Here is a 25,506-nt window from a genome sequence, read left to right on the forward strand (position 1 = left end):
CGGCCACGCCAGTCATTTTGTAATTTAAAATGTCTCTGAAAATCCGATTTGAGACATGCTTCGAGAAATAGAGGAATTTCAATATGGTAGAGAAAAACACAACGTCGAGTAAGACAGTCTCCCGCTCCACCAGCGTGCCTGTGCGGACGAATAACATTTGGGAGCCCCTCTCGCGGATACGGGATGAATTTGACCGTATGTTCGACGAGACACCGGGCAATAGTTTCGGTTCGCGGCTGATGCAGAAAATGTATGAAACTGCCGATCCTGTGGTCGAACTGCGTGACAAAAAGGATGAATATCAGTTGGTGGCAGAAGTGCCTGGTATGAGCAGCGAAGATATCGAGATCAAGCTGTCAGACGGAATGCTGCGGATATCCGGCGAGAAATCGGAAAGCCATGAAGAAGAAGGCGAAAGCTTCATGTTTTCCGAGCGGCACTATGGCAGCTTCGAACGAGCGATCAAATTGCCCAATGGCATTGATCACGAAAAAATCAGTGCCGATACCAAAGATGGGCTTCTCACCGTTCATATTCCGAAAAGCGCCGAAGCGCGCCAAAAGGAAAGAAAGATTCCAATCCAGACAAGCTAAACAGTTCGAGCCGACAGCAGGCCGCTTTGTCCACTTCCGACTGCTGCAATCCCCCCGGATGCACGAAGAGAGGACAGGTGGCCTGCAATTTGCCGGAACAGACTTGCCTAACGCTGCCCAAAGGTGGCCAATGCTGGAGCGCTTGCGCAAATTGGTTTAATTCAGGGCAGTTCTGAGAACAGTTTCTATACCGATTATGTTTCGCATGGCACTCGCCGACAAAGGTTCTGAGCTTTGACGGCCGTGTTTGCTCAGTCTTCTACCGACTTTACTAATTCGCCTATTGCCGAAGCGGGAACCGCAAATCCGATTCCGACATTTGCCTGCACTGGCGTCAAGATCGCGACGTTGATGCCGATTATCTCGCCGCGCATGTTGATCAATGGCCCTCCCGAGTTTCCCGGATTAATCGGCGCATCGGTCTGGATCAGTCCGACGCCGCGTTCGGGGGTCAGGCCGCGACCGAGCGCGCTGACAATCCCGGCGGTTACCGTCTGGCCGAGACCAAAGGGATTTCCGATTGCCAGAACATAGTCTCCGACTTTTGCCGAATCCGAAACAGCGAGCGGAACAGCTCTCAGTTTTTCAGCAGGAATTTGCAATATCGCGATGTCTGCTTCGGGGTTGGAGGCAACCAGACTGGCCTCGAATTGGCGCCGGTCTTCCAGAATGACGACGACCAACAGTCCTTCGTCAACAACATGGAAATTAGTGACAACCAGCCCTTTCGCAGCATTTATGATCACGCCTGACCCCGCAGACAGCCGGGGTTCAAGCGCTCCTTTGGAAACACCAAAAAAGCGACGGAAATAGGGATCGCGCAGTAACGGATTTTGCAGATAGGGAGACGGATGGACCACCGCAATATTGACCACCGCAGGGGATACCCGTGCCACCAGAGGGGCGAAGCTTAGGCTCTGGTGTGAAACGGATTCTGTCGCTGTCGAACTTGATAATGCATTGGTCTGAGCCGAAGGTGGGGTCTGATCCGGGAACAGCGCCGCCAGCCCGAGCAATCCGGCTGAGACAGAAATAAGCGCAACCACCGAATATTGTGCCGGCGTCATTGCTCATTCTCTCGGCCACGCACTGCCCGCTTTCCTTTGTTGCGTCCTGAAGTTTCCGTAACAACCGTGCATTGGCCTTCGGGCTGGTGGTCGCTACTGAAGAATATGATTACCCAATCATTGGTCCGACCGAGATCGTGAGCGCGGGCGGTGTTGGAGTAGAGGGCGGTAAAATGCCAGAGTCCCCGCTCTGTATGCAGGATGGGCAGCCAGGACGCGCCAGTTGGATTGAAGCGACGCGGGGCAATCTGGCGCAATTTTCCTGCTTCTGCCTTGGCGCGATATTCCTGGTCGACGTCGAGCAACATATCGACCGGCGGCATTGACTGGTCCTGGTGATAGCGCCTGCCAGCGCGACGCCGCGAAAGAATCTCGGTGAGGGCATTGCGAATGATCGACAGTCTTCGAGCGCCGATGCCCGGTACTTTTTCCAACCGGCCATCGTAGGCTGCACTTTCCAGTGCTTCTAGCGTATCGACGTTAAGATGCTCGTGAATCAGATGGGCAAGCTTTGGCCCGATGCCGGGGATAGTCCGGAATGTGGCTTCCGGCTCCAACCCTCCGCGAAGTCGGTCTAGTTGTGACCACCGTCCGGTCGATACAAGTTCAAGGATAGCTGCGCCGATGCCTGTGCCAATATTCGGTATTGCATCAAGCGCTTCCATTCCGCCGGTGGCAATTGCGGCAATATCCTCGTCCAGATTTTCGATAGTGGCGGCTGCTCTCGAATAGGCAAGGCTGCGAAACGGACTGGCATCTTGCGCCTTCAGCAAGGCGGCAGCTTCTCGCAGAGCCAAGCCAACCATAGCATTGGCTGCATGCGATTGTTCTCTTGAATGAGACGGCTGAATTGCGGTCATATTTGCCGAACCCCAATTGTGATTTTCATGGAAGCGTGAAATAAAATTAAGCCAATGGGATGAAGCGCGCCATACGAGAATTTACCTACCTTCCAGCGCAAAGTCCGCGATCATGTCGAGAATTTCGAAATCGCTAGGTCCTAGCTATTCAAGACACGTCAGTTGTAGGATCGAAATGAGATGGGCAGATCGGAAGCAGGCTTACCTGCTTGTCCAAATGCAAGCGTGCGTCATTGGCGGCATTCGCCAAAAGCTCGGCAGCAAAAAAACTAGCATGGCGAGCATCAAGCTAATGTGGGGGAGGCGACCTGGCGGACAGGGTGGGATTCGAACCCACGGAGAGCTTGCACCCTCGGCGGTTTTCAAGACCGCTGCATTCGACCACTCTGCCACCTGTCCGCATAGCCAATAAGGCCGGGTCGCACGCGTCCTAGCGTTCTCGATTTGAAAGCGCAAAACATTTTGTTGATGGTTCGAACCTCGAATGAAAATTTCGGCAGATCACCGCTTTCGGGGCAAGCAGTTGCTTCTTTGGGTTATTTAGGGATTCCCCTTCGACTCGCTTTGTGCGACAACGAAGTACGAAGGGAAGTAATCATGCGTATCATGACCGCTATCGCCTGCAGCGCTCTTGCACTTTTCAGCATCAGCACTGCAACGCCGATGCAAGACGCCAAAGCACAAGCAGGCTCCAGCTTTGAATCCTATCTTCAGCAAGTGCGCCAGAAAGCTCTGCAAGACGGGGTGAGGGCCGAGACGCTGGATCAGGTTCTTCCGGGTTTAACCTATAACCCCCGAGTGATAGAGCTGGATCAGTCTCAGCCGGGCGGCAGCATGGACAGTGCAATACCGCCTTTTGCTCCCTATCAGCGGCGACATATAACGGCGGTGCGGATTGATAATGGTAAGGCCGCTTATCGACGCCTGATTGCCAAGCTGATCGACGTAGAGCGCGAAACCGGCGTGCCTGGTCCGATTATCATGGCGATCTACGGCAAAGAAACAAATTATGGTTCATATATGGGGGATTTCGACATTCCCCGATCGCTGGCGACCCTCGCTTATGAAGGGCGGCGTCGCTCGCTTTTTGAGCCTGAGTTGCTCGCCGTGCTGAAGCTTATCGACAAGGGTGTGCCCCAGTCCGCCCTCAAGGGCAGCTGGGCAGGGGCGATGGGTATGCCGCAGTTTCTGCCTTCCGTTTATCTGCGACTGGCAAAGGACGGCAGCGGTGACGGATATGCCGATATCTGGAACAGCGAATATGACGCGGTCGCTTCGATTGCCAATTATTTTGTCAACTCCGGTTGGCGCCGAGACGAGCCCTGGGGCATTGCCGTCAATGTGCCATCTTCGCTCGACCGCACGGCGATCGCAAGCAAGATAGTACCGACACGCTGTCCGCGTGTGTTCGGTCGCCATAGCCAGTGGAAAAGCATGGCGGAATGGCGCGCAATCGGCGTGGTTCCGGCGACCGGGAAAAGTCTGGATAGTGATATGATGGCAACTCTGCTCGAGCCAGACGGGCCCGGGAACAGAGCCTATTTGCTGACTGGTAATTACCGGGTCATATTGGATTATAATTGTTCGAATTTTTACGGGCTAGCAGTGGGGTTATTGGCGGATGAAATACGCAGTTAAACTTGGAATTTTGTCGACGGCTACTCTTGCCTTGGCCGGGTGCAGTGGAACGCGTGACTTCGGCCAATTTCCGGATGGGGTGCCACCGGCTGGCGGCGCAGGCCAGTCAGCAGGGACAGCCGCCGTCTCCGACTATCCACAAAAAATTGGCGATCCTTATAAAGTGGGGGGAACTACCTATACTCCTGAAGATGTCCAAAGCTATGACGAAGTGGGCTATGCAAGCTGGTACGGGGAAGAACTGTCCGGCAATCCCACGGCCAATGGGGAAGCTTTCTATCCGCAGGGCATTTCAGCCGCACACAAGACGCTGCCGCTTCCTACTTATGTTGAAGTTACCGCTCTGGATACGGGGCGGACGATATTGGTTCGGGTCAATGATCGTGGTCCTTTTGCCAACGATCGGCTGATAGACCTGTCGCACGGAGCGGCAAAGCAGCTTGGGATTGATCGCGACGGCGTCTCCGGCGTTCGGGTCCGCAAAGTCAATCCTAATGAGCAGGAGCGTGCCGTGCTCCGCATGGGCGCGCCGGCGACTGAACGCATAGAGACGCCGGATTCGCTGCTATCGATTTTGCGGAAGAACCTGGCGAAGTTGCCGCGACCGGCGGCCCCGGTCAGGCGAGATGCGGCAGTAACCAATATTCCTTCCGCTAGCGGTACTTCCAATCCCTCCAAGCCTTTAGCTGCCAGTGGGACGCGCGATGGCCGCTTCATCGTGGAAGGTGCGCGACGGCCCGTTTCGGCAGAAAATAGTGTCGGAGATAATTATGTTGGTGCTGTGGCCGGATCATATGCCGTGCAGGTCGCGGCGTTCAGCGAAAAATCGCGGGCGGATATTCTGGCCAAGAAAATCGGCGCCAAGGTCATGCCGGACGGTACGCGCTCGATTTGGCGCGTGCGATACGGACCCTTTTCCAACGAGAAAGACGCGCAAGCAGGGCTGGCACAGGCGCAGCAGCGCGGCTATAGCGGAGCTCGCATTCTGCGGGCGGACAAATAGTTTTGAGTCGCTAAATATTGATCGGGAATCTTGGCCTAAATGAAAAAATATCTTCTGGCATCGCTGCCGTCTGTCGCCTTATCATCAATGGTGGTTGCTGCCCCCAATTTTGATACCGATGCTCCCATCGCCTATATGACCGACTTGTCATCGGGAGCGGTGCTGTTCCAGAAAAATGCAGACAAGCAAATTCCACCGGCTTCAATGGCAAAAATGATGACCGTCTATGTCGCGTTTGACCTGATCAACAAGGGCAAGCTCAAGCTGGATGACAAGTTTCGCGTCAATGAGGAGACATGGAAAAAGTGGAATAATCAAGGCTCCACCATGTTCCTCGGAGTAGGTGATCTGGTCAGTGTAAGCGATTTGCTCCACGGCATCGTGACCCTGTCGGGCAATGACGCCTGTGTTGTGCTGGCCGAAGGGATTGCCGGAACCGAAGAGGCTTTTGTCGATCTGATGAATAAGCGGGCCAAAGAACTGGGCATGTCGAAAAGTCGCTTTGGCAATAGCAATGGCTGGCCGGATGAAGGCCGGACCATGGTGACCGCGCGTGATTTGGCCAGTTTGGGCGCCGCTACCGTGAACAACTTCCCCAAATTATATGACAGTTTCTATGGCCAGGATGAATTCGCCTGGAATGGAATCAAGCAATCGAACCGTAATCCCTTGATGGGCAAAGTGGCTGGATCGGATGGTCTGAAAACCGGCCACACCGAAGAAGCAGGCTATGGTTTTACCGGCTCGGCTGAACAGAAGGGTCGGCGCCTGGTATCGGTGCTCGCAGGGCTTGATAGTTACGGCGGTCGTGTCGAGCAATCGGTCAAATTCATGAACTGGGGATTCAACGCCTGGGAGGCCAAGAAACTTTTCGACAAGGGAACCCTAATCCAGAATGCAGAAGTGCAACTGGGGGACAGTTCGACTGTATCGCTCGTCGCAGCGAAGGACCTTTTTGCAACAATTCCAAAAGCTTCGGATGGTAAAATTTCGATGAAAGTGACCTATGATGGTCCGATCAAAGCTCCTATTTCCAAAGGCCAGCCAATCGCTACATTGATCGTCAGCACAGCGGATGCCGGGCAGCAGTCAGTCGCTCTGGTGGCTGGAGAGGATGTTGGCGAAGCCGGCTTCTTTGGTCGTGTCTGGGCCGGATTGAAATCTTTGCTCGGACTGGCGTGACGCAGGGACGATTAATCAGTCTGGAAGGCGGGGAGGGGACGGGGAAGTCCACTCAAGCCAAAGCGCTGGCAAATGCTCTGGAAATAAACGGGCATAAAGTTTGGCTGACGCGGGAGCCCGGGGGCACTCCAGGCGCGGAGACCATCCGCGAGCTGTTGTTGACCGGATCAGAGGAAAAGTGGAATATTCGCACCGAGGCCCTTCTGTTCGCCGCGGCTCGCGCGGAGCATTGTGCCAAGTTGATCCGCCCTGCGCTGTCGCGGGGGGAATGGGTGATAACCGATCGTTTTATCGACAGCAGCCGCGCCTACCAAAGCGTTAACGGCCAACTGGATGACGCCGAAATCAAGGATCTGCACCGTGTCGGAAGCAATAATCTGATGCCGGACCGGACTTTTATTCTGGACTTGCCCGAAGCGGTCGCGTCGCGAAGAGCGGCGGCGAGAGATCGCGGCGACAGCGACCGGATTGGGGGACGGGATAGCGCCTATCATCAGGCGGTCATGGCCAAGTTCAGGCAATTTGCCGTTGATGAGCCAGACCGTGTGCGGCTGGTTGATGCTTCGCAAACCGCTGAAGCCATCACCGAAATGCTGTTGCAAAATCTCAGTGACTTGATGTCATGACGTCATTTTTCGGCCACGAAAAGCCTCGACAGATATTTTCCCAGTCCTTTGCCAAGGACAAGCTTCATCATGCCTGGATTTTGGCAGGAGACAAGGGATTGGGCAAAGCATCGTTTGCCCAACAGGCCGCTCATTTTCTGCTCAATTCCCGTAATCGACCGACCATGTTTTCCGAGATGCAGGACGACGAAGCCGGTCATCTTCTTGCCGCTGGCTCGCATCCGGATTTCCGCTTGCTCCGCCGCGGACCAAAAGGCGACAAAGAGGAAAAGAAGGCCCGCGACAATGGTCTGGACTCGCTGGATGAGCATGAGCTGGCCCGCAATATAAAAGTCGATCAGATACGTACCCTGCAACCGCTGTTTCAAAACCAGGCTTCTATTTCCGAATATCGCGTAGTCGTCATCGATGCTGCCGATGATCTGGAGCGCGCAGGTGCCAATGCCATATTGAAAAACCTTGAGGAACCGCCCAAAAATACGATTTTCTTCTTGATCAGCCATATGCCGGACAGGCTGTTACCGACGATCCGTTCGCGATGCCAAATGCTGCGTTTCGACCCGCTTTGCGATGATGACATGCGTAATGTGCTGAAGAAGGCTGCACCCAAATTGGATGAAGCCGATCTGGAGGCCTTGGTTCTGGCGGGCGAAGGCTCGCCTGGACGAGCGCTGCAATATGTCGAAGTGGGTCTTGCGGAACTGGAGAGGATCGCACGCGAAATCATTAAATCCGGTGACAGGGATAATCGATTGAAGAGCGAATTGGCTCGAAAACTGGCCTTGAAGGCCGCGACGCCACGCTACCGTGCCTTTCTGGAACGGGCGCCCAGTCTGATTGCGGAGCAGATCAAGGACTCCGAGACAATGTGCTCACTGCACGCTATTGAAAAATGGCGTAAAGCCAGTGACTTGGCCTCGGCCGCACTTCCAAAGGCGCTGGATAATCAAGCCGTAATCTTCCAACTTGGAAGTCTCATGGGGGAGCTCTCACCGGCAAAGCTGAGAAAATAGAGATTTTGCCTGTTTACAAGCGCCGCCAATCCATCAAGAGAGTTGGCCATGTCTGAACCCTTTTATATTACCACCGCGATAAGCTATCCAAACGGTCGACCCCATATCGGCCATGCTTATGAGGCAATTGCCGCCGATGCCATTGCAAGATTTTACCGGCTAAGCGGACGAGATGTCCGGCTGATCACAGGAACCGACGAACATGGACTGAAAATGGTCCAGACCGCGCGTGATGCAGGCAAGACGACAATCGAACTTGCCGACGAAATGTCTTCATATTTCATGGAGATGTGCAACAAGCTTAATATAGGCCATGACGGTTTTCGACGAACCAGCGAAGCCGCGCATCATGAGGCCAGCAAGGCACTGTGGAAGGCAATGGAAGCCAACGGCGATCTTTATCTGGATCGCTATGAGGGCTGGTATTCGGTGCGCGACGAAGCTTTTTATGCAGAAGACGAGCTCGAAACAGGCGAGGGCGGCGTGAAGCTCTCGCCTCAGGGCACCCCGGTCGAGTGGACGGCAGAAGAGACATGGTTCTTCAAACTGTCCAAATATCAGGATTTATTACTGAAACTATATCAGGAACATCCTGAATTCATACAGCCCGAAAGCCGCCGCAACGAAGTCATGCGCTTTGTCGAAGGTGGACTGAGGGATCTCAGCGTGTCACGGACGAGCTTCGACTGGGGCGTTCCGGTGCCGGGATCGCCGGGTCATGTCATGTATGTCTGGGTAGATGCCTTGACGACCTATATGACCGGCGTGGGCTATCCGGACACCAAGGGAATGTTCGCCAAATATTGGCCAGCGGACTTGCACCTGATTGGCAAGGACATCGTCCGCTTCCATGCCGTTTACTGGCCGGCTTTTCTGATGAGTGCTAAACTGCCGTTGCCGAAACAGGTTTTTGGGCACGGTTTTCTGTTAAACCGCGGCGAGAAAATGTCGAAGTCTGTCGGGAATGTCGTAGATCCGATGGCATTGGCGGAGCGTTTTGGCGTTGATCAATTGCGCTATTTCCTGCTCGCCGATGTGGTTTTTGGAAAGGATGGCACCTATTCAGCCGACGCCATTGTTACCAAGACAAACGCGGATCTTGCCAATAATTTCGGCAATCTGGCACAGCGCAGCCTGTCGATGATTGCCAAGAATTGTGATGGCAAGATTCCATCAGCCGGAGAACCGACCGAAGCCGAAGAGCAATTACTGAGCCAACTGGATCAGTGTTTCGAAGATGTAAAAGCAGCAATGACCGGCGGCTCGTTCAAGATCGACAGCGCGCTTGATAGCATTCGCGAACGGCTCAGCGCGACCAATATATATTTTGCCGACCAGGCGCCCTGGGCGTTGCGCAAGACCGATCCCGCAAGGGCTGATACGGTGCTTTTTTATACTGCAGAAGCAATCCGCCGTCTGGCGATCATGCTGCGGTGGGCGATACCGGAAAGCTGTGATCGGATGCTCGATTTGCTGGCGCAGCCATCGGATGTCCGGGATTTTGAACATCTCGCCACGACCATCGAGCCGGGATTAGCCTTGCCGGCACCCCACGGGATTTTCCCGCGTCTTGAATTGGTGCCAGAGGATCCGGAGGCTTGATATGCTAGTCGATAGCCACTGTCATCTGAACTACAAGGGCCTGGTAGAAGAGCAGGGCGGGGTGCTTGATCGTGCACGTCAAAGCGGCGTCACCGCGATGCTAAACATTTCGACGCGCGAGAGCGAATGGCGAGATATCGTAGCGACGGCTGAACGGGAAAAAGACGTCTGGGCGAGTATCGGTATTCATCCGCACGAAGCCGACGCTCATCCCGATGTCGACCTCGTTAAACTTGTCGAGGAGGCTGCGCATCCCCGGGTTGTCGCAATTGGGGAAACCGGGCTGGACTATTATTATGATCACAGCGATCGGGAACGCCAGAAACAGAGTTTTCGCACCCATATCCATGCCGCGCGCGAAACGGGTTTGCCGATCATCGTTCATACCCGCGACGCCGAAGCCGATACGGCCGAGATCATGGCCGAAGAAATGGAGCAGGGCGCCTATACCGGTGTAATCCACTGTTTTACCGCCAGCGAGGATTTTGCCCAAAAAGCCCTGGCACTGGGTCTTTATATTTCGATCTCTGGCATTGTGACTTTCAAAAATGCTAAGGATCTGCAGGAAACGGCAGCGAAATTGCCTTCTGACCGCCTTCTCGTGGAAACCGATGCGCCGTTTTTGGCTCCGGTTCCGCATCGCGGAAAAACAGGTGAGCCGGCGTTCGTTGCTGATACCGCCCGTTATCTGGCCGAACTGCGGGGAGAACAATTTGAGAAGCTTTGCGAGGCGACCAGTCAGAATTTCTATCGGCTTTTCTCCAAGGCGCGCCCCTGAATGTGGCTTTGAAACTCACGATATTGGGATGCGGAACTTCAGCGGGCGTACCCCGTATCGGCAATGACTGGGGTGATTGTGACCCGAGCGAGCCAAAAAACCGGAGAAGCCGGGTATCCATCCTGGTGGAAAGCGCGACCACCCGTATATTGGTTGATACGTCGCCGGATTTGCGGCACCAGTTTCTCGACAACGGCATAGATCATATTGATGCGGTGATCTGGACGCATGATCATGCCGATCATTGCCACGGCATTGATGACCTTCGCGCGGTATTTCAGCAGACGCGCAATCCGATACCCGGCTATGCTCGGCCATTTGCGCTTCGCAGCCTGCAGCAGCGCTTTGCTTATGCATTTGAGGGCCACAAATATTATCCATCAATTTGTGAACCAATTGCCCTGGATAGCGATGTCCTAATTGGCGATATTTCCGTTCGCCACGTTGATCAGCCGCATGGTGGCATAACATCGGCAGGCTTGCGTTTCCAGCATCAAGGCAAATCTATCGTTTATGCTACCGACTTTGGTAAAGTTACGGACGACATGAGAGCCCTATATCGTAATTGTGATTTGCTAGTCGTGGATGCGTTGCGCGATAAACCGCATCCCACCCACGCGCATCTTGAGATGACACTGCAACTTGTCAGCGATGTGCAACCGAAGTTGAGCCTGTTAACACATATGGACAATTCGATGGACTATAACCATCTTGTCACCATATTGCCGGAACATATCCGGCCCGCCTATGATGGCTATGTGAAAGAAATCTGACCGGTGACCGAGGATCAAAATATCAATCTACTATTTGCAGTCGGCGCGCTGGTGCTGGTGGCGAGCGCATTATTTTCCCGGAAGATAGGGTTCGGCGAAATCATGCGAAACATATTGGCATGGGTCGCTATATTCGCGCTCTTCATCGTCGGATTTTCCTATCAACAGGAAATATTGGCTGTTTGGAACCGGGTATCTGGCGAAGTTACCGGGACTAATGAACAACTTGTGGTTGGCGATACGGTCAGAATCCGACAATCCGCAGACGGTCATTTCTGGGTCGATGCAAAGGTTAACGCGCTACCGGTGCGGTTCCTGATCGACAGCGGCGCAACGACAACGGCGATGACGCTGGAAACCGCAAAGCGCGCTGGCATCGACATCAGTGACAGCCCGTTTCCAGTCGTATTGACTACGGCCAATGGATCGGTTTCGGCACAGCGTGGAACAATTCAGTCACTGCGAATAGGCCCGGTTTCAACGCGGGATCTGGCGGTTGTGGTTGCAGAGGAATTTGGTGAGTCCAATGTGATTGGCATGAATTTTCTGTCAAATTTGCACAGCTGGCGTGTCGAGGGTGGTGTGATGGTGCTGGAACCCGCCCTGTAGAATGATATCTAGTTTAACATAATATATATTATCAACCTTATTGATGGATCAGAATGGATGCGCAATTGATCGACCCCCTGCTAGAAATCATGCGGCGCTTGCGCGATCCGAATAATGGTTGCGAGTGGGACAAGGTGCAGACGTTCCAGACGATCGCACCTTATACGATCGAGGAAGCCTATGAAGTTTCCGACGCTATCGAACGTAATGACATGGTGGCGCTGAAAGACGAACTTGGCGATCTCCTGCTCCAGGTTGTCTTCCACAGCCAGATTGCTGCTGATGCCAGGCAGTTTGAATTCAAGGATGTGGTTCAGTCGATCTGCGACAAGATGACCCGCCGGCATCCGCATATCTTTGGCGAGGCCGCCGAAAGTCCGGGATGGGAGCAGATCAAGGCGGACGAGCGCGAGCAATCCGGACAGCCGAGCGCACTCGACGGTGTCGCGCTTGCCCTGCCCGCTTTATTGCGGGCTCAGAAAATTCAGAAACGCGCTGCCCGCGTTGGATTTGACTGGCCCGACAAGGAACCGGTGAAGGACAAGTTACTCGAGGAACTGGATGAGGTCGCGGCCGCGACTAGCGACGAACAGGTGCACGAGGAAATCGGCGATCTGCTCTTTTCTGCGGTCAATCTGGCCCGTCACTACAGGGTCGATGCAGAACGCGCCCTGACCGATGCCACAACGAAATTCACCAAAAGGTTCAACCAGATAGAATCCAATCTTGGCAAAGATATGCAGGACATGACGATCGAAGAACTGGAAGTGGAATGGCAAAAAGCCAAGGCAATCCTCGCAGCTGGCTGATCATTCAGTCAAGAGCGTGATACCTGCCCCAGTTTCGCGGTGACATTTCTACCTCCAGCAGCAGATCATCCCCTTGTTGTTCGCTGTTCAATACCCGACCGTTTTCGTGCAGCCATGCCATCCGTTTGCCATCAGACGCCGCAATCACTATCCGTTCGGACTTATAGCCTTCCGAAAGGGTCTTTGCGATAAGCTTGACCAGCGTATCGACGCCAGCTCCGGTTTCGGCGGAGATCGTGCAGACATTTTCCGGTAAAGGGGGTGAAATACGGGAATATTCCGGATCATCGACTGAAATCTTGTCGATCTTGTTCCAGGCTTCGATCACGGGAGGCCCCTCTCCTGCTTCTTCGGACACCCCTAGTTCTGCCAATATTTGCCTGACATCCCGGGCCTGTGCATCGCTTGCTTCATGCGATATATCACGGACATGAACCACGATGTCCGCAGCGCTCACCTCTTCCAGCGTGGCCCGGAAAGCGGCGACCAATTGGGTTGGCAGGTCCGATACAAATCCTACTGTATCCGACAAAATGGCCTTGTCGTAGCCGGGTAACGGGAATTCCCGCATGGTCGGATCGAGGGTGGCGAACAGCAGATCCTCGGCAAAAACATCAGCGCCGGTCAGCCGATTGAACAAGGTCGATTTTCCGGCATTGGTGTAACCGACCAGGGCAATAACCGGCCAGGGCGCGCGCTGACGCCGTTCGCGGTGCAGCGCGCGGGTCTTGCGCAAATGGGCAAGGTCCTTGCGCAATTTGGCCATGCGATCACGAATCATCCGGCGATCCGATTCGATCTGGGTTTCCCCCGGTCCGCCGAGAAAACCGAAACCGCCGCGCTGCCGTTCGAGATGGGTCCAGCTGCGCACGAGACGGCCCGCCTGATAGTCCAAATGCGCGAGTTCGACTTGCAGCCGGCCTTCCGCCGTCGCTGCCCGGGCACCGAATATCTCCAGAATGAGGCCTGTCCGGTCGATGACCTTGACGTCCAGCTTTTCCTCCAGGTTTCGCTGCTGAATGGCGCTCAAGCTGCCATCGACGATCAATATCGAGGCCTCTTGCTCCTCCATCATCTTGCGGATCTGGTCTACCTGACCCGATCCGAACAATGTCGCCGGCTTGGGTTTGCGAACCGAAAAAGCATGGGAAGCTGTTGCGACCAAGCCGATGGCTGCTGCAAGACCAACTGCTTCCTCCAGACGGTTTTCCAGCTCGGACTGGCTAAGCGACACCATGTCCGGATGTACGATCAGTGCCCGGCGGCTCTTGCTGTCGAGGCTTTCCTTTTCAAAAGGTATCAATGCGCACCATCATCTGCATTATTATAGTCGGCCAGATTCAGCGGCCCGCCAGGCTGCACGGTAGATATGGCATGTTTGTAGACCAGCTGCGACAAGCCTTCCCGTTCGAGCAAGATGCAGAATAGATCATAGGCTGACACTTCACCCTGCAGCATCACGCCATTGACCAGAAACATCGTGACCGGATCATTGCTGTCCCGGACCGCAGTAAGGAACACCTCTTGCAGCACCCCTGCTCTGGTCTTCGCATTGTCCATCAGGTCGGCAAACGGCTGTGTGTCGAGCGCGTCCGATGGCATGATCGTGGAAATAGCGTGTTTATAGACGAGTTGTGATTGTCCGTCACGGCGGAGCAAGACAGAAAAATTGTCGAACCAGGTGACAATTCCCTGAAGCTTCACGCCTTTAACGAGGAACATCGTCACGGGGGTTTTTGATTTCCGGAGGGAGTTCAGGAATAAATCCTGCAAATTATTCGATTTATCGGTCATATTTGACTCCAGTTATTGGCTATCTTTACGACAGCATTTTATGATTTATGCGGTGGCATCTGTCTTCTTGTGGACCTGCTTTTTTCATATATGGGATTCGCGGGTTCACGACAACCGCTTTACCGTCAAGGTCACTCGGCATCCGGTTTCTTCCGGGAAGCGAGCCCTAATATTTTCAATTTTCGGTGCAGCGCGGACCTTTCCATACCAATGAAATTGGCGGTTTTGGAAATATTGCCGGAGAACCGCCTGATCTGCACTTTCAGATATTCCCGTTCGAAACTCTCCCTCGCCTCTCTCAAAGGCGACCCCATTAGAGAAGCGACGCCCTGGTCGAGATCATCGTCATTGCCGAGCACTTCCGGCGGCAGCATTTCCACCTCGATTTTGCTGAAATTATCCTTGGGAGCTAATATTATTGTGCGCTCGACAACGTTTCGCAATTGTCTGACATTGCCAGGCCAGTCGCAGGCCTGAAGTGCAGCCATTGCTTCATCGGAGATTTCCGGAGGATGCAGCCGCTGCTCGGCGGCAAAGCGGGCTGCATAATGTTCAACCAGCACCGGAATATCTTCGCGCCGCTGGTTCAGGGGTGGCAATATCACCGGCACAACGTTGAGCCGGTAGAACAAATCTTCCCTGAACCGCTTTTCGCGGATCTCTACCTCAAGATCCCGCGATGTTGCAGATACAACCCGAACGTCGACATTGACCTTCTGGGAACCGCCCAGCCGGTTAAAACTTTGCTCGGTCAACACCCGCAATATCTTGCCCTGGGTGTCGAGCGGCATGTCGGCGACTTCATCGATAAACAATGTCCCGCCATGCGCCTCTTCCATCAGGCCGGTCTTCTCGACCTTGCCATTGCGTTCGGTGCCGAAAAGCTCCTCTTCGACGCTTTCAGGAGAGAGGCGTGCCGCGCTGATGGTCACAAAGGCGGCATTGGACCGTGAGCTCCAATTATGCATCAGCCGGGCTGCAACTTCTTTCCCGACCCCCGCCGGACCGGAAATGAGCAAGCGACTGCCGGTGCCGGCAACCCGTTTCAACGTAGCGCGCACATTATTCACAGCGGCCGAATTGCCGGTCAACTCGTCAGCGAAGCCTACACGTGCTTTGAGAATTTCGTTTTCCCGGCGAAGACGTTCCGTCTCGGTCGATCTTGCCACGAGATGCAGCAGATGTTCGGCCTCGAAGGGTTTTTCGATAAAATCGACGGCGCCTTGCGATATCGCGGCGACCGCGGTGTCGATATTGCCGTGGCCAGAGATCACGATGATCGGCATTTTGGCGTCGAGCTGCTTCAATTCGGTCAGCAGCTCGAGACCGTCCAGACGCGACCCTCTGAGCCAGACATCCAGCAGCACCAGCGAAGGCCTCCGCTCGTTGACCGCAGCAAGAGCCGCATCACTGTCAGCGGCTACCCTGGTGGTGTAGCCCTCATCTTCCAGAACACCGGATATCAGATCACGAATATCGGGTTCATCGTCGACAACTAAAATATCTAACGCCATGTTGAACCTCTAATCTCTATTATTCAATTTCTACTGTTTGAACGTCACTCTCGTCAGAACCGGACTGCATCCCCCCGGAATCTTTGGCAGTGGCATGCGATAATCGCGCCAATTTCGTGGGGCTGAGCCGGATGGTCACTCTGGTGCCCTCATTTGGCGCATCATCGAACTTCATCTCGCCAAAATGTTCCTCGACTATTTTTTTGACGATCGCGAGACCCAATCCGGTACCGCTAGCCCGGGTCGTCATATAAGGCTCGACGATCCGGTCGCGCTCGATCGGCAAGCCGATTCCATTGTCCGTCAATTCAATGACGACCAGCTGATTTTCTGACCGCACGGCTAGTTCGATCATGCCATCAGACACTTGAAAGTCAGGGCTGGTTTCGGCCCGTTGTTGAATCGCTTCCGCGGCATTTTTGATGATATTGGTGAGAGCCTGCCCCAATTGTCGGCGATCACACACCAGCGAAATTGGTTGATCATCAGCCACGAAATTAAAGGTGATGGACGGCCATGCGACATCCTGCATGAACAGCGCCTGCTTCAATATATCATCGAGATTCTCCTCCCGGAAAACCGGTTTTGGCATCCTAGCGAAGGATGAAAACTCATCGACAATATTTCTCAAATCCCCAACCTGACGAACAATCGTGTTGGTCAGATTTTCAAATATGGCAGCATCGTCTGTTATCCGCGCCCCGAATCTGCGCTGCAATCGTTCCGCGGCCAATTGAATCGGGGTCAAAGGATTTTTGATTTCATGCGCGATGCGTCTCGCGACATCCGACCAAGCAGCCCGCCGTTGATCGAGCAATTGCTGGGTTATGTCTTCGAAGGTAATCACATGTCCGGTCGGGCCACCAACTATTTTCACCGCTAATGTCCGCATGTCTGAATCGGAAGCAAATTCGATGATGCTATTTTCCACGCCGTCCTGAATGAGCGCGGCAAATTGCGGAGCCGCTTTGCCTATGTCGACATCAAGCAGATCATCAATAGGTTTTGAAAGCAGCGATTGGGCTTGGGAATTGACCAGCCTGATCTCGCCTTTTTCATCCAGACTGATGATACCGGCGGTCACGGATTCGAGCACGGCCTCGATAAACGCTCGCCGGCTCCCCAATTGCTCATTTGCTGTAATCAACGCAGTGGTTTGCGTCTCCAGCCGCTCGGTCATGCGGTTGAAAGCACGGCCCAAGGTTCCAATCTCGTCATTTTCAAAAGTCGTGGGCACTCTGGTCGCGAGGTCTCCCTCGGTCACCCGCTTGGCCGCGTGAACGAGATTGCTGACCGGCTTTACCATCCGGTCTGCAACCAGCAACGCAATCCATAATACCAGCCCGACGATGAGAAGAGATATGACGAACAAGGCGATGTTGAACTGAAGTTGCAGGCTTCTGGATCTTGAAAAAAGCACTTCATAATCGGCCAGCACCGATTGGGCCCTCTCCCACTGACTGAGCGCCAGCATATCGGAGTCCCGTGCAGCGTAGAGAAATATACGCGATTCGAGATCAAGCGCGGTCACCGCTTCAATCTTGTTCGGACGGGCCGTTACGACATATCCTTGCCCCTGCTGAAGCTGCTTCAGTACCGCATCGGTTATTTTAGGCTGCTGATCCCCGTCATCAGGATCAACGGCCGCTGCCGTTCTCGCTACGCCATCGGTGCCATATTCGATAATGGCCGATTCATTGAGTTTTCGCGATAACACCTGAAAAACATAGCCTTCGGCGAATTCCGGACTTTCCAGATCAGCCTGCTGCAAATAATTGCGTAAATCATTGGCCATGGTGATTGTTTCTTCACCCAGGTCGCGCTGATTTTGTTCATAATAGCCGCGGGCCAGATCATTGGCATTTTCCAACATGCCGCGGGCGCGGTCCGAAAACCAGAATTCGACACCATATTGAAACAGCAGCGAAGCGAAGATCACGACCAACACCATCGGAATGCTGGCGACCAGGGAGAATAAGGCGACCAGTCGGACGTGCAGACGGCCCTTGCTGCCGATTGATGATTTGGCCGCCCTTCCCTTGGCGATGCGCCGACCGAAGAGGACGAGCAGCGTGATAGCCGGGATCAGATTTGCAACCAGCAGTGCGGCAGTCAATGGAGGAGAGATGAAATCGGTTTGATTGGATTGTCCGCTGAGCAGGAAATATGTGCCAAGCATTATTGCGCCAAACAGGAGCAACACGATCCACTCAACCCGTCTCATGACGGCTTCTTTTTCTGTCATGAGCGCGAGCCGCCGTAGCCAATTGGGGACACGCTGGACCGAATTTTGGTTTGAAACCGTCATTGTGCTTTCAATACAACAGTTTCGTTGCAGGAAAAGCACTAATATTGCAAATATATCACGGTTCGGCGAATCAAAGCGTCAGTTCGTCGCGATATTTTATTTGGATTGGGTAGGATCAATCTGATATTCGTTGAGTTTCTTGCGCAATGTATTGCGATTTATCCCGAGAATTTTGGCCGCCTTGATCTGATTGCCATGGGCGTGATGCATCATCTCGATCAGCAAGGGTTTTTCAAATTTTTCCAGCGCCTGTGCATATAGATTTTCCTTTTCAGGCGCTGCCATCAAACCCAATACAATAGACTTGATATGGCCTTCGAATTCCATGTTTGTGGATTCGACCCGGTCTTCACCGCGCTCCGTAGCCAGGATCTGGCGGATGGCGTCTTCGGAAAGTGTCTCTTCCCTGCCGGTCACGACAAGGCGATAAATGACATTCTTGAGTTCACGAACATTGCCCCGCCAATAATGATGGCAAAGCAGGTTCATGCCCTCTTGAGAAATCTGCTTGTGAGGCAGACCTTCGGTCACCGCGAGTTTGAGAAAATGATTGGTTAGCGCCGGAATATCGCTGGCGCGTTCCCTTAGCGGAGGCAATTCGATCGGAACAACGTTGATGCGGTAATAAAGGTCTTCGCGAAACTTACCTTGTTCGATCAGTTCGAGAAAATCATGGTTTGTGGCAGCTATGATCCGGACGTCGAGCTTGACCAGCCCTTTGCCGCCCACTCTATTGATTTCACCCGACTGCAGCGCTCGCAACAGGCGCGTTTGGGCATGCATCGGCATGTCGCCAATCTCGTCGAGGAAAAGTGTGCCGCCCTGTGCCTGTTCAAATTTCCCCGACGCGCTGGCTACGGCGCCGGTGAAGGCGCCTTTTTCATGGCCGAACAATTCGGCTTCGATCAATTCCGAGGGGATTGCAGCCATGTTGACCGCGATGAACGGACCGGATTTTCGGTGTCCGAGACCGTGAATGGCTTCGGCGACCAGTTCCTTGCCGGTGCCAGATTCCCCGAGGACGAGGACCGACAGATCGTTCTTCAACAATCGCGCGATCATTCGATAGACATCCTGCATCGCCGGGCTGCGGCCGACCAGCGGCAGGCTTTCTTCATCCATGGACGGTTCGATCGGCTGAATATTCTTGGGCTTCAATGCCTGCCCCACGACTTGTACCAGTTCGTCGAGATCAAAAGGTTTGGGCAGATATTCAAACGCACCGGTCTCGGAAGCGCGAACCGCAGTGTTGAGGGTATTCTGCGCGGAAATGATAATGATCGGGATATCGGGATGGGTCGCCTTCACGCTCCCGAGAGACGAGATGCCGTCTCCCTCGCCCTCACCCAGGCCGACGTCGGTAAGTAGCAGATCATAATGGCTGCTGGCCATCAGCGCATCGCGCTCGGTGATCGACTTGCAATTTTCAACGTCATAACCCTCGGCACGCAAGGCGGTGATGATGACGTGGCTGACCGAAAGATCATCTTCTACTAATATGATTTTTTCATGGGCCATGATTTGTCCTGACGTCAGTTTTTCGGTGCAACGGGAAGAAAAAGAGTGAACCGGCTCATCTCGTCCTGATTTTCGCGGTCATAGCGGATACGGCCGTTCATATCGCGCATCAGCTTCTTCACCAGAGCGAGGCCGAGGCCCTGCCCCTCTTTCTTGGTCGAGACAAAGGGCGAGAAAATCTCCCGCTCCAACTCTGCCGGAACGCCGGGGCCATTGTCGCAGACCATGATCTGGATCGGCAGCCGGATCGCTTCGGTCTGCCCCTGGGCCGAGAGGGAGGCTCCAAAGCTGTAGCGGGTGATGATGCGAATTTGCGGGCTTGAGAGATGTTTGGTGGCGTCGACGGCATTGGCCAGCAAATTGGTCAAGACCTGCATCATCGCGTCCGGATCAATCAAAGCATCGGGGAGCGAAGGATCGAACTTGTCGTTTATTTTCACGGCCTGGCCAGTCGCCGCTTCGATCGAGCGACGGGCGCGGTCGATCAGGGTGTGGATATTGACCGCCTTGGTCTGAGCAGGCTGATTGGAGGACAGGGTCTGCATGCGGTTGAGCAGGTTGACCACCCGTTCCACTTCTGCAGTAATCATCTGGGTCAGGGGTTTTTGGGTTTCATCCAGCTGACGATCGAGCAATTGCGCCGCGCCCTTGATGGCTGCCAGCGGGTTTTTGATCTCGTGGCTGAGTATGTCCGGCGCGCGGATGGCGAGATTGGACGGGTCGTTATTTTCATTCTCCAGAATTGGGCCATCCTGCGGCATCAGCGACAAGGATATCAGGCGCCATTTGGCATTGGAAGCCAGTGGATGAATGTCGAAATCGACGATCCCCAGCTTGCGGTCATCGCTGAAGACTATCACGCCGCGCGCCGTCAGGCTGATTTCCTGTTCGGTCAGAGCGGCGTCCAGTCTGGCATCGGAAAAATGCAGGACATGATTGATCTTGCGACCGACCAGATGCTTCGCACTGGTGCCAAATAATGCTTCGCCCGCAGGATTGACCCGGGCTACATTGTGATCCGAATCGACGACCAGCAGAGCAAGACTAAGCCCGGCCAGAATCTGATCAGCCGGGGGAAAGCCGTCCATCAAGCCGCCGCTTGATTCAGCCAGGGCGTATAAAATTCCTCAAGCATTTCGAGTACTATATGCGGGTCGCCTTCGCTATTCGCCCGATTGCGAAATTCGGCCGAGCCCGTCAGGCCCTTGGTGTACCAGCCGATATGTTTGCGGGCGACTTTGACACCGACATCTTCGCCATAGAGCTTCAGCATGTCGCGATAATGTTCGTTGAGAATCGAATATTGCATGGCGATGTCGGGATCCGGCAGGCGCTCTCCGGTTTTGAACCAGTGCATGAACTGTCCCAATAGCCAAGGCTTGCCATAAGCGCCGCGCCCGATCATTACGCCATCCGCTCCGCTTTGTTCCAGCGCAGCCTGCCCGTCTTCGATCGAGCAAATATCGCCGTTGACGATGACCGGCAGCGAAACCGCCTGCTTGACCTTGCTGACAAAGGCCCAGTCGGCGCTGTCCCGGTACATCTGGCAACGGGTACGACCGTGTACAACAATCATCTTAGCGCCGAGATCTTCGGCTATATGGGCCAGTTCCGGCGCGTTCAGACTTTGATGATCCCAGCCCATCCGCATCTTGACGGTGACCGGCACATTGACCGCCTCAACCGTCGCCTTAATCAGGGACGCCGCCAGAGGCAGGTCGCGCATCAAAGCGGAACCGGCATCGCCGTTGACGACTTTTTTCACCGGGCAACCCATGTTGATGTCGATAATCTGCGCGCCGCGGTCTTCGTTGAGCCTGGCGGCGTCCGCCATGGTGACCGGATCGCAGCCGGCAAGCTGCATCGACACCGGCTCTTCGGTCGGATCCCAGGCGCATTTCTGCAGCGACTGGCGCGTTTCGCGAATCATCGCCTGGCTGGCGATCATTTCGGTGACATTGAGTCCGGAGCCAAATCGCCGGACCAGCTTACGGAACGGCAAATCGGTGACACCGGTCATCGGCGCCAGAATGACCGGACTGTCAATTTTCAAATCGCCGATGAAGATGGGATCAAGTTTCATATCTACTGCCTAAAATTTAAGCAGCCCTTATCGCCAAATCAATTTCGAGGCAAGAATTGCTTCATCTGTAATCTCAGAGTAGATCGCGCTGCATGGTTGAAGCCAGCAATCCTTCCGACAAAACTCACGCGTTGATCGTGGCCGCCGGCGTCGGTGCGCGAGCAGCTTTGGACGTTCCGAAGCAGTTCCAGACCATTGGCGGGAAGCCGATGGTCCGGCATAGCGTCGAGAAATTTTTGTCCCATCCCGACATCGATCAAATCTGGATCGTGGTTGCAGCGGGACAGGAAGATCAGTTGAATCAGGCCCTTGCCCCGCTTTCCTCCTATAAAATCGTGATCGGCGGGGCTACGCGGCAACAATCCGTTTATAAGGGACTCATGGCGATCCGACAGGCAGGTGGCGCCAAATATATTCTCGTCCATGATGCCGCGCGGCCCTTTGTGTCGAATCAGGTGATCGACCGTCTCCTCGACCGGCTGAAAAGCGCATCAGCTGTGATGCCGGCTCTCCCGAGTGTCGATACGATGGTACGTGTGCGCAATAATCAGCTCGATCAGACCGAGGATCGGAACAGCCTGTGGCGCGTACAGACGCCGCAGGCCTTCGACTTTCAAAAACTCATCGACGCCCATGAAAATTTTGATGCTAACCGAGATGCCAGTGACGATGCGCAGATATTCCAGGCCGCTGGTCATTCCGTGGCGATCGTCGAAGGCGACGAAGCGCTCAAGAAATATACATTGCCCGCCGATTTTACCGAAACAGGGACAGAGGATATGCGCCAGATACGAACCGGAATGGGCTATGATGTTCATCGACTGGCTGCAGGCGAAGAATTGTGGCTGGGTGGGCTCAAAATCGATCATGACAACGGGCTTGCAGGGCATAGCGATGCCGATGTTCTGCTCCACGCACTGACTGACGCTTTGCTCGGAACGATTGCAGCCGGCGACATCGGTGACCATTTTCCACCTTCTGACCCGCAATGGCGCGGGGCGGCTTCATCGCGGTTTGTTGAACATGCTGCATCGCTGATTGCTGAAAAAGGCGGCGTGATCCAGAATGTCGACATGACAATCATCTGCGAAGCACCCAAGATCAAACCGCACCGAGAGACGATCCGGGAGAATGTTGCAACCATGCTGAATCTTGACCGAGATAGAGTGAGCGTTAAAGCGACCACGACGGAGGGCCTGGGCTTCACCGGGCGTAGGGAAGGCATAGCGGCACAAGCCATAGCCACGATTATATTGGAAGGTTAGAGAAATGAAAAAAATTGCTGGCTGCGTGACTCTGCTCAGTGCATTCAACATCGGCGCCGTTCAGGCTGCTGAAATGCAAGCCTGCGTTTCACCCGAACAGGCCAACGCCATGTTCACTTACATCCTGCCGGTTGTTTTCGATGCTGCCGGATCGAAATGCAGTCCGTATCTGGACCAGAATGTTCCGTTGATGCAGCAAAAATCTGAATCCTATCAGAAATATGTCATTGCTTCAGAGCAGGCCTGGCCGACGGCCAAATACGGTATCCGGATCATGTTTGGTGACAAAATACCGGAACGTATGGATATAGAAGCGGTGCGCCCCTTCGTTGACGGAGTCTTCACGGCAATAGTCAGTGACGGGATCAAACCAAAAAGCTGCTCGACAATCAGCGAGGCCTATACTTTGCTGGAACCACTGCCCGCAGCCAATTTTGGCGGTTTGATCGGGTTGTTTATGAAGATCGGTGCCAAAGGTGACAAGAACCCTCCGATTAAAATTTGTGAAACCGGAGTGAAATAGGCTAACCGCACCCCGATGCAAAATCTTCTTCCCCCCGAGCTGGTCGCATTGGCGACCAAAGTGATTGAACAGAACCGCAAGATTGGCAGGCGGATCACCGTCGCCGAAAGCTGTACCGGCGGTCTGGTCGCTGCGGCGCTTACCGAGGTTGCCGGAAGCAGCGATGTGTTCGATTGCGGATTCACCACCTATTCCAACGATGCCAAGCAGAATATGCTGGGAGTGAGCGGCGACTTGCTTGAGACATTTGGCGCGGTTTCCATAGCGGTTGCCTGGGAAATGGCACAAGGTGCTCTGGAACGCTCAGGCTGTGATGTAGCTGTTGCCATCACCGGTGTCGCCGGACCTGGTGGCGGCTCCGAGAAAAAGCCGGTTGGCACTGTGGTGTTTGCCAAGGCTGAAAAAGGCAAAAGCGTCGATGACGTGGTTGCCGATCGCAAGAATTTTGGCGACGATAAAAGCCGCGCGGATATCCGGCTTCAGGCGGTGCTTGTCGCGCTCGAACTGCTGTTGCCCGAGGACAGCGAATAGCTGTTTCCATAAATTTCGCCCGCGCGATCGACAAAGGCGCTGGTCATTTTGTGCAATGCCTTGGCGAACATCTGGCCGGCCAGCTTCTCGAACACCCGGTTTTTGAAGGTGAATTCGACATAGAAGTCGACATGACATCCGCCGCCTTCGCGAGACCGGAACCGCCATTCATTGTGCAACTGCTTCAGCGGCCCGTCGAGATAATCGACATCGATTGACTGGTTATACGATTTGATCACCCGTGACGAGAATTGCTCGCGGAGGCCTTTGAAACCGACCAGGACGTCAGCCAGCATTTCGGTTTCGCTGTCGGCCCTGATCCGCGTTCCGACCACCCAGGGCAGAAATTCCTGATAACGGCCGACATCTGCCACCAGCGCGTACATTTGCGCGTTGCTATAAGGCAGATCGCGCGTTTCCCTATGGACGGGCATTCGAAGCACCCGAACGCGCCAGTTTCTCCTCGCGGGCCTGACGCATTTTGGCGAAATCTTCACCGGCATGATAGCTTGACCGGGTTAGCGGGCTGGAGGCGACGAGCAGAAAGCCTTTTGCCCGTGCGACCGATGCATAAGCATCAAAGGCCTGTGGCTTGACGAATTCGCTGACCTTCACATGTTTGGTCGTTGGCTGGAGATATTGGCCCATAGTCAGGAAGTCGACATCGGCGCTGCGCATGTCATCCATGACCTGATGCACTTCGAGTCGCTGTTCGCTCAATCCGAGCATCACGCCCGACTTGGTGAAGATCGACGGGTCGAGCCGCTTGACCTGTTCCAGCAGGCGCAGTGAGGCATAATAACGCGCGCCGGGCCGGATCGTCGGATAGAGCCGCGGCACGGTTTCGAGATTGTGGTTATAGACGTCGGGACGGGCCGCAACGATGGCCTCGACCGCCGCTTCGGTCTTGTTGCGGAAGTCCGGAGTCAAAATCTCGATTGTCGTTTTCGGTGTCGTCCGGCGCAAGGCCTCGATCACCTTGACGAACTGGCTGGCACCGCCATCGGCAAGATCATCACGGTCGACCGAGGTTACGACGATATGTTCCAGCCCCAGCTTGGCCGCAGCGTCGGCGGTATGTTGAGGCTCGAGCGCATCAACCGCCATCGGCATGCCGGTCTTGACGTTGCAGAAAGCGCAGGCGCGGGTGCAGACATCGCCGAGAATCATCACCGTCGCGTGCTTCTTGGTCCAGCATTCTCCGATATTCGGGCAAGCCGCTTCTTCACAAACAGTGTTAAGTTTATGCTCGCGCATCAACGCCCGGGTTTTCTCAAATTCAGCCCCCATCGGGGCTTTGACTCGAATCCAGTCCGGCTTGCGCTGGCGCTCTGGCGGGCTGTCTGGCGATATGATCTTGGAGATTTCGTTCATTTCTATCAAATAGGGAAAGAAAACCGCTCTTGCCACCCCCTAA

Annotated in this window: 25 protein-coding genes, 1 tRNA gene and 1 pseudogene; 15 read left to right on the plus strand and 12 right to left on the minus strand. The window is 54.4% G+C overall.

Features of this window, described 5'->3' with window-relative positions:
- Positions 1–83 precede the first annotated feature (83 nt).
- Entirely contained in the window at positions 84–593 is a 510-nt protein-coding gene (locus tag AZE99_RS08020) for an Hsp20/alpha crystallin family protein (RefSeq protein ID WP_082788288.1), read from the plus strand.
- Between the two features lie 251 nt (positions 594–844).
- Here the strand turns inward: AZE99_RS08020 and AZE99_RS08025 are convergent, their stop codons facing one another.
- The 3 genes from AZE99_RS08025 to AZE99_RS08035 form a co-directional block, all read right to left on the minus strand.
- Positions 845–1,660, minus strand: a complete 816-nt coding sequence (locus tag AZE99_RS08025) for a trypsin-like peptidase domain-containing protein (protein ID WP_082788289.1) — start codon at positions 1,658–1,660, stop codon at positions 845–847.
- Positions 1,657–2,466 carry a helix-hairpin-helix domain-containing protein gene (locus AZE99_RS08030; protein WP_067203435.1) on the minus strand — a complete coding sequence of 270 codons (810 nt, stop codon included), beginning with the start codon at positions 2,464–2,466 and terminating at the stop codon, positions 1,657–1,659. Before AZE99_RS08030 ends, AZE99_RS08025 begins: the two co-directional genes overlap by 4 nt.
- Positions 2,467–2,829: 363 nt before the next feature.
- Positions 2,830–2,919 (minus strand) — tRNA-Ser (locus AZE99_RS08035).
- A 207-nt stretch (positions 2,920–3,126) separates the two neighbouring features.
- Between AZE99_RS08035 and AZE99_RS08040 the strand changes: the two genes are divergently transcribed.
- From AZE99_RS08040 to mazG, 11 genes and pseudogenes are all read left to right on the plus strand, one after another.
- Complete coding sequence (locus AZE99_RS08040) at positions 3,127–4,158, plus strand: lytic murein transglycosylase (protein WP_067203437.1); 1,032 nt, start codon at positions 3,127–3,129, stop codon at positions 4,156–4,158.
- On the plus strand, positions 4,142–5,161 hold the full coding sequence (locus AZE99_RS08045) for a septal ring lytic transglycosylase RlpA family protein (protein ID WP_082788291.1): 1,020 nt from the start codon (positions 4,142–4,144) through the stop codon (positions 5,159–5,161). The genes AZE99_RS08040 and AZE99_RS08045 overlap by 17 nt, the downstream gene beginning before the upstream one ends.
- A gap of 39 nt (positions 5,162–5,200) precedes the next feature.
- Entirely contained in the window at positions 5,201–6,343 is a 1,143-nt protein-coding gene (locus AZE99_RS08050) for a D-alanyl-D-alanine carboxypeptidase family protein (RefSeq protein ID WP_067199642.1), read from the plus strand.
- Positions 6,340–6,969 (plus strand): dTMP kinase, encoded by a 630-nt coding sequence (tmk, locus tag AZE99_RS08055; protein WP_067199644.1) that lies wholly within the window; start codon positions 6,340–6,342, stop codon positions 6,967–6,969. The genes AZE99_RS08050 and tmk overlap by 4 nt, the downstream gene beginning before the upstream one ends.
- Positions 6,966–7,475 (plus strand): annotated as a pseudogene (locus tag AZE99_RS16540) (DNA polymerase III subunit delta'); the annotation flags it as partial. The gene tmk and the pseudogene AZE99_RS16540, both read left to right, overlap by 4 nt.
- Before the next feature lie 39 nt (positions 7,476–7,514).
- Positions 7,515–7,982: a hypothetical protein gene (locus tag AZE99_RS16395; protein ID WP_231862568.1), complete on the plus strand. Its 468-nt coding sequence runs from the start codon at positions 7,515–7,517 to the stop codon at positions 7,980–7,982.
- 48 nt (positions 7,983–8,030) lie between these two features.
- Positions 8,031–9,584, plus strand: a complete 1,554-nt coding sequence (gene metG, locus AZE99_RS08065; RefSeq protein ID WP_067199649.1) for a methionine--tRNA ligase — start codon at positions 8,031–8,033, stop codon at positions 9,582–9,584.
- Position 9,585: 1 nt separating this feature from the next.
- A complete protein-coding gene (locus AZE99_RS08070) occupies positions 9,586–10,362 on the plus strand; it encodes a TatD family hydrolase (RefSeq protein WP_067199652.1) in 777 nt (258 codons plus the stop codon).
- A gap of 2 nt (positions 10,363–10,364) precedes the next feature.
- Complete coding sequence (locus AZE99_RS08075; RefSeq protein ID WP_067199654.1) at positions 10,365–11,135, plus strand: MBL fold metallo-hydrolase; 771 nt, start codon at positions 10,365–10,367, stop codon at positions 11,133–11,135.
- Between the two features lie 3 nt (positions 11,136–11,138).
- Positions 11,139–11,744 carry a retropepsin-like aspartic protease family protein gene (locus AZE99_RS08080; protein ID WP_067199656.1) on the plus strand — a complete coding sequence of 202 codons (606 nt, stop codon included), beginning with the start codon at positions 11,139–11,141 and terminating at the stop codon, positions 11,742–11,744.
- Between the two features lie 53 nt (positions 11,745–11,797).
- The gene (gene mazG, locus AZE99_RS08085; RefSeq protein WP_067199659.1) at positions 11,798–12,553 is read left to right on the plus strand and encodes a nucleoside triphosphate pyrophosphohydrolase; all 756 of its coding nucleotides are present in this window, start codon (positions 11,798–11,800) and stop codon (positions 12,551–12,553) included.
- A 4-nt stretch (positions 12,554–12,557) separates the two neighbouring features.
- On the opposite strand, the gene hflX is transcribed toward mazG, so the two are convergent.
- The 7 genes from hflX to dusB form a co-directional block, all read right to left on the minus strand.
- Positions 12,558–13,856, minus strand: a complete 1,299-nt coding sequence (gene hflX, locus AZE99_RS08090) for a GTPase HflX (RefSeq protein ID WP_067199661.1) — start codon at positions 13,854–13,856, stop codon at positions 12,558–12,560.
- Positions 13,853–14,347: an RNA chaperone Hfq gene (hfq, locus tag AZE99_RS08095; RefSeq protein ID WP_067199664.1), complete on the minus strand. Its 495-nt coding sequence runs from the start codon at positions 14,345–14,347 to the stop codon at positions 13,853–13,855. The genes hflX and hfq overlap by 4 nt, the downstream gene beginning before the upstream one ends.
- 131 nt (positions 14,348–14,478) lie before the next feature.
- Entirely contained in the window at positions 14,479–15,861 is a 1,383-nt protein-coding gene (gene ntrX, locus AZE99_RS08100; RefSeq protein ID WP_067199666.1) for a nitrogen assimilation response regulator NtrX, read from the minus strand.
- A gap of 19 nt (positions 15,862–15,880) precedes the next feature.
- Complete coding sequence (locus tag AZE99_RS08105) at positions 15,881–18,085, minus strand: sensor histidine kinase (protein WP_231862569.1); 2,205 nt, start codon at positions 18,083–18,085, stop codon at positions 15,881–15,883.
- Positions 18,086–18,265: 180 nt separating this feature from the next.
- Entirely contained in the window at positions 18,266–19,687 is a 1,422-nt protein-coding gene (locus AZE99_RS08110; RefSeq protein WP_067199670.1) for a sigma 54-interacting transcriptional regulator, read from the minus strand.
- A gap of 14 nt (positions 19,688–19,701) precedes the next feature.
- Positions 19,702–20,775 (minus strand): two-component system sensor histidine kinase NtrB, encoded by a 1,074-nt coding sequence (locus AZE99_RS08115; protein ID WP_067199672.1) that lies wholly within the window; start codon positions 20,773–20,775, stop codon positions 19,702–19,704.
- Positions 20,775–21,770 carry a tRNA dihydrouridine synthase DusB gene (gene dusB / locus AZE99_RS08120; protein WP_067199674.1) on the minus strand — a complete coding sequence of 332 codons (996 nt, stop codon included), beginning with the start codon at positions 21,768–21,770 and terminating at the stop codon, positions 20,775–20,777. The genes AZE99_RS08115 and dusB overlap by 1 nt, the downstream gene beginning before the upstream one ends.
- Before the next feature lie 92 nt (positions 21,771–21,862).
- On the opposite strand from dusB, the gene AZE99_RS08125 reads away from it, so the two are divergent.
- Genes AZE99_RS08125 through AZE99_RS08135 form a run of 3 tightly spaced genes read left to right on the plus strand, consistent with a single transcriptional unit; the run spans position 21,863 to position 24,089 of the window.
- Entirely contained in the window at positions 21,863–23,035 is a 1,173-nt protein-coding gene (locus AZE99_RS08125; RefSeq protein ID WP_067199677.1) for a bifunctional 2-C-methyl-D-erythritol 4-phosphate cytidylyltransferase/2-C-methyl-D-erythritol 2,4-cyclodiphosphate synthase, read from the plus strand.
- 4 nt (positions 23,036–23,039) lie between these two features.
- Positions 23,040–23,558 carry a hypothetical protein gene (locus AZE99_RS08130; protein ID WP_067199679.1) on the plus strand — a complete coding sequence of 173 codons (519 nt, stop codon included), beginning with the start codon at positions 23,040–23,042 and terminating at the stop codon, positions 23,556–23,558.
- 15 nt (positions 23,559–23,573) lie between these two features.
- On the plus strand, positions 23,574–24,089 hold the full coding sequence (locus AZE99_RS08135) for a CinA family protein (protein ID WP_067199681.1): 516 nt from the start codon (positions 23,574–23,576) through the stop codon (positions 24,087–24,089).
- On the opposite strand, the gene AZE99_RS08140 is transcribed toward AZE99_RS08135, so the two are convergent.
- Both AZE99_RS08140 and lipA read right to left on the minus strand, forming a co-directional pair.
- Positions 24,038–24,523: a type II toxin-antitoxin system RatA family toxin gene (locus tag AZE99_RS08140; protein ID WP_067199684.1), complete on the minus strand. Its 486-nt coding sequence runs from the start codon at positions 24,521–24,523 to the stop codon at positions 24,038–24,040. The genes AZE99_RS08135 and AZE99_RS08140 overlap by 52 nt on opposite strands.
- Complete coding sequence (lipA, locus tag AZE99_RS08145; RefSeq protein WP_067199686.1) at positions 24,510–25,463, minus strand: lipoyl synthase; 954 nt, start codon at positions 25,461–25,463, stop codon at positions 24,510–24,512. Before lipA ends, AZE99_RS08140 begins: the two co-directional genes overlap by 14 nt.
- Positions 25,464–25,506: the final 43 nt, after the last annotated feature.

It is taken from the genome of Sphingorhabdus sp. M41 (genome assembly GCF_001586275.1).
In the GTDB taxonomy this organism is placed as follows: domain Bacteria; phylum Pseudomonadota; class Alphaproteobacteria; order Sphingomonadales; family Sphingomonadaceae; genus Parasphingorhabdus.

What these genes read in the sequence shown, in the direction of transcription:
- AZE99_RS08020 (WP_082788288.1), top strand. Translation starts at nt 84, where the DNA reads ATGGTAGAGAAAAACACAACGTCGAGTAAGACAGTCTCCCGCTCCACC.
- AZE99_RS08025 (WP_082788289.1), bottom strand. Translation starts at nt 1,660, where the DNA reads ATGACGCCGGCACAATATTCGGTGGTTGCGCTTATTTCTGTCTCAGCC.
- AZE99_RS08030 (WP_067203435.1), bottom strand. Translation starts at nt 2,466, where the DNA reads ATGGTTGGCTTGGCTCTGCGAGAAGCTGCCGCCTTGCTGAAGGCGCAA.
- AZE99_RS08040 (WP_067203437.1), top strand. Translation starts at nt 3,127, where the DNA reads ATGACCGCTATCGCCTGCAGCGCTCTTGCACTTTTCAGCATCAGCACT.
- AZE99_RS08045 (WP_082788291.1), top strand. Translation starts at nt 4,142, where the DNA reads ATGAAATACGCAGTTAAACTTGGAATTTTGTCGACGGCTACTCTTGCC.
- AZE99_RS08050 (WP_067199642.1), top strand. Translation starts at nt 5,201, where the DNA reads ATGAAAAAATATCTTCTGGCATCGCTGCCGTCTGTCGCCTTATCATCA.
- AZE99_RS16395 (WP_231862568.1), top strand. Translation starts at nt 7,515, where the DNA reads ATGCTGCGTTTCGACCCGCTTTGCGATGATGACATGCGTAATGTGCTG.
- metG (WP_067199649.1), top strand. Translation starts at nt 8,031, where the DNA reads ATGTCTGAACCCTTTTATATTACCACCGCGATAAGCTATCCAAACGGT.
- AZE99_RS08070 (WP_067199652.1), top strand. Translation starts at nt 9,586, where the DNA reads ATGCTAGTCGATAGCCACTGTCATCTGAACTACAAGGGCCTGGTAGAA.
- mazG (WP_067199659.1), top strand. Translation starts at nt 11,798, where the DNA reads ATGGATGCGCAATTGATCGACCCCCTGCTAGAAATCATGCGGCGCTTG.
- hfq (WP_067199664.1), bottom strand. Translation starts at nt 14,347, where the DNA reads ATGACCGATAAATCGAATAATTTGCAGGATTTATTCCTGAACTCCCTC.
- ntrX (WP_067199666.1), bottom strand. Translation starts at nt 15,861, where the DNA reads ATGGCGTTAGATATTTTAGTTGTCGACGATGAACCCGATATTCGTGAT.
- AZE99_RS08105 (WP_231862569.1), bottom strand. Translation starts at nt 18,085, where the DNA reads ATGAGACGGGTTGAGTGGATCGTGTTGCTCCTGTTTGGCGCAATAATG.
- AZE99_RS08110 (WP_067199670.1), bottom strand. Translation starts at nt 19,687, where the DNA reads ATGGCCCATGAAAAAATCATATTAGTAGAAGATGATCTTTCGGTCAGC.
- AZE99_RS08115 (WP_067199672.1), bottom strand. Translation starts at nt 20,775, where the DNA reads ATGGACGGCTTTCCCCCGGCTGATCAGATTCTGGCCGGGCTTAGTCTT.
- dusB (WP_067199674.1), bottom strand. Translation starts at nt 21,770, where the DNA reads ATGAAACTTGATCCCATCTTCATCGGCGATTTGAAAATTGACAGTCCG.
- AZE99_RS08125 (WP_067199677.1), top strand. Translation starts at nt 21,863, where the DNA reads ATGGTTGAAGCCAGCAATCCTTCCGACAAAACTCACGCGTTGATCGTG.
- AZE99_RS08130 (WP_067199679.1), top strand. Translation starts at nt 23,040, where the DNA reads ATGAAAAAAATTGCTGGCTGCGTGACTCTGCTCAGTGCATTCAACATC.
- AZE99_RS08135 (WP_067199681.1), top strand. Translation starts at nt 23,574, where the DNA reads ATGCAAAATCTTCTTCCCCCCGAGCTGGTCGCATTGGCGACCAAAGTG.
- AZE99_RS08140 (WP_067199684.1), bottom strand. Translation starts at nt 24,523, where the DNA reads ATGCCCGTCCATAGGGAAACGCGCGATCTGCCTTATAGCAACGCGCAA.
- lipA (WP_067199686.1), bottom strand. Translation starts at nt 25,463, where the DNA reads ATGAACGAAATCTCCAAGATCATATCGCCAGACAGCCCGCCAGAGCGC.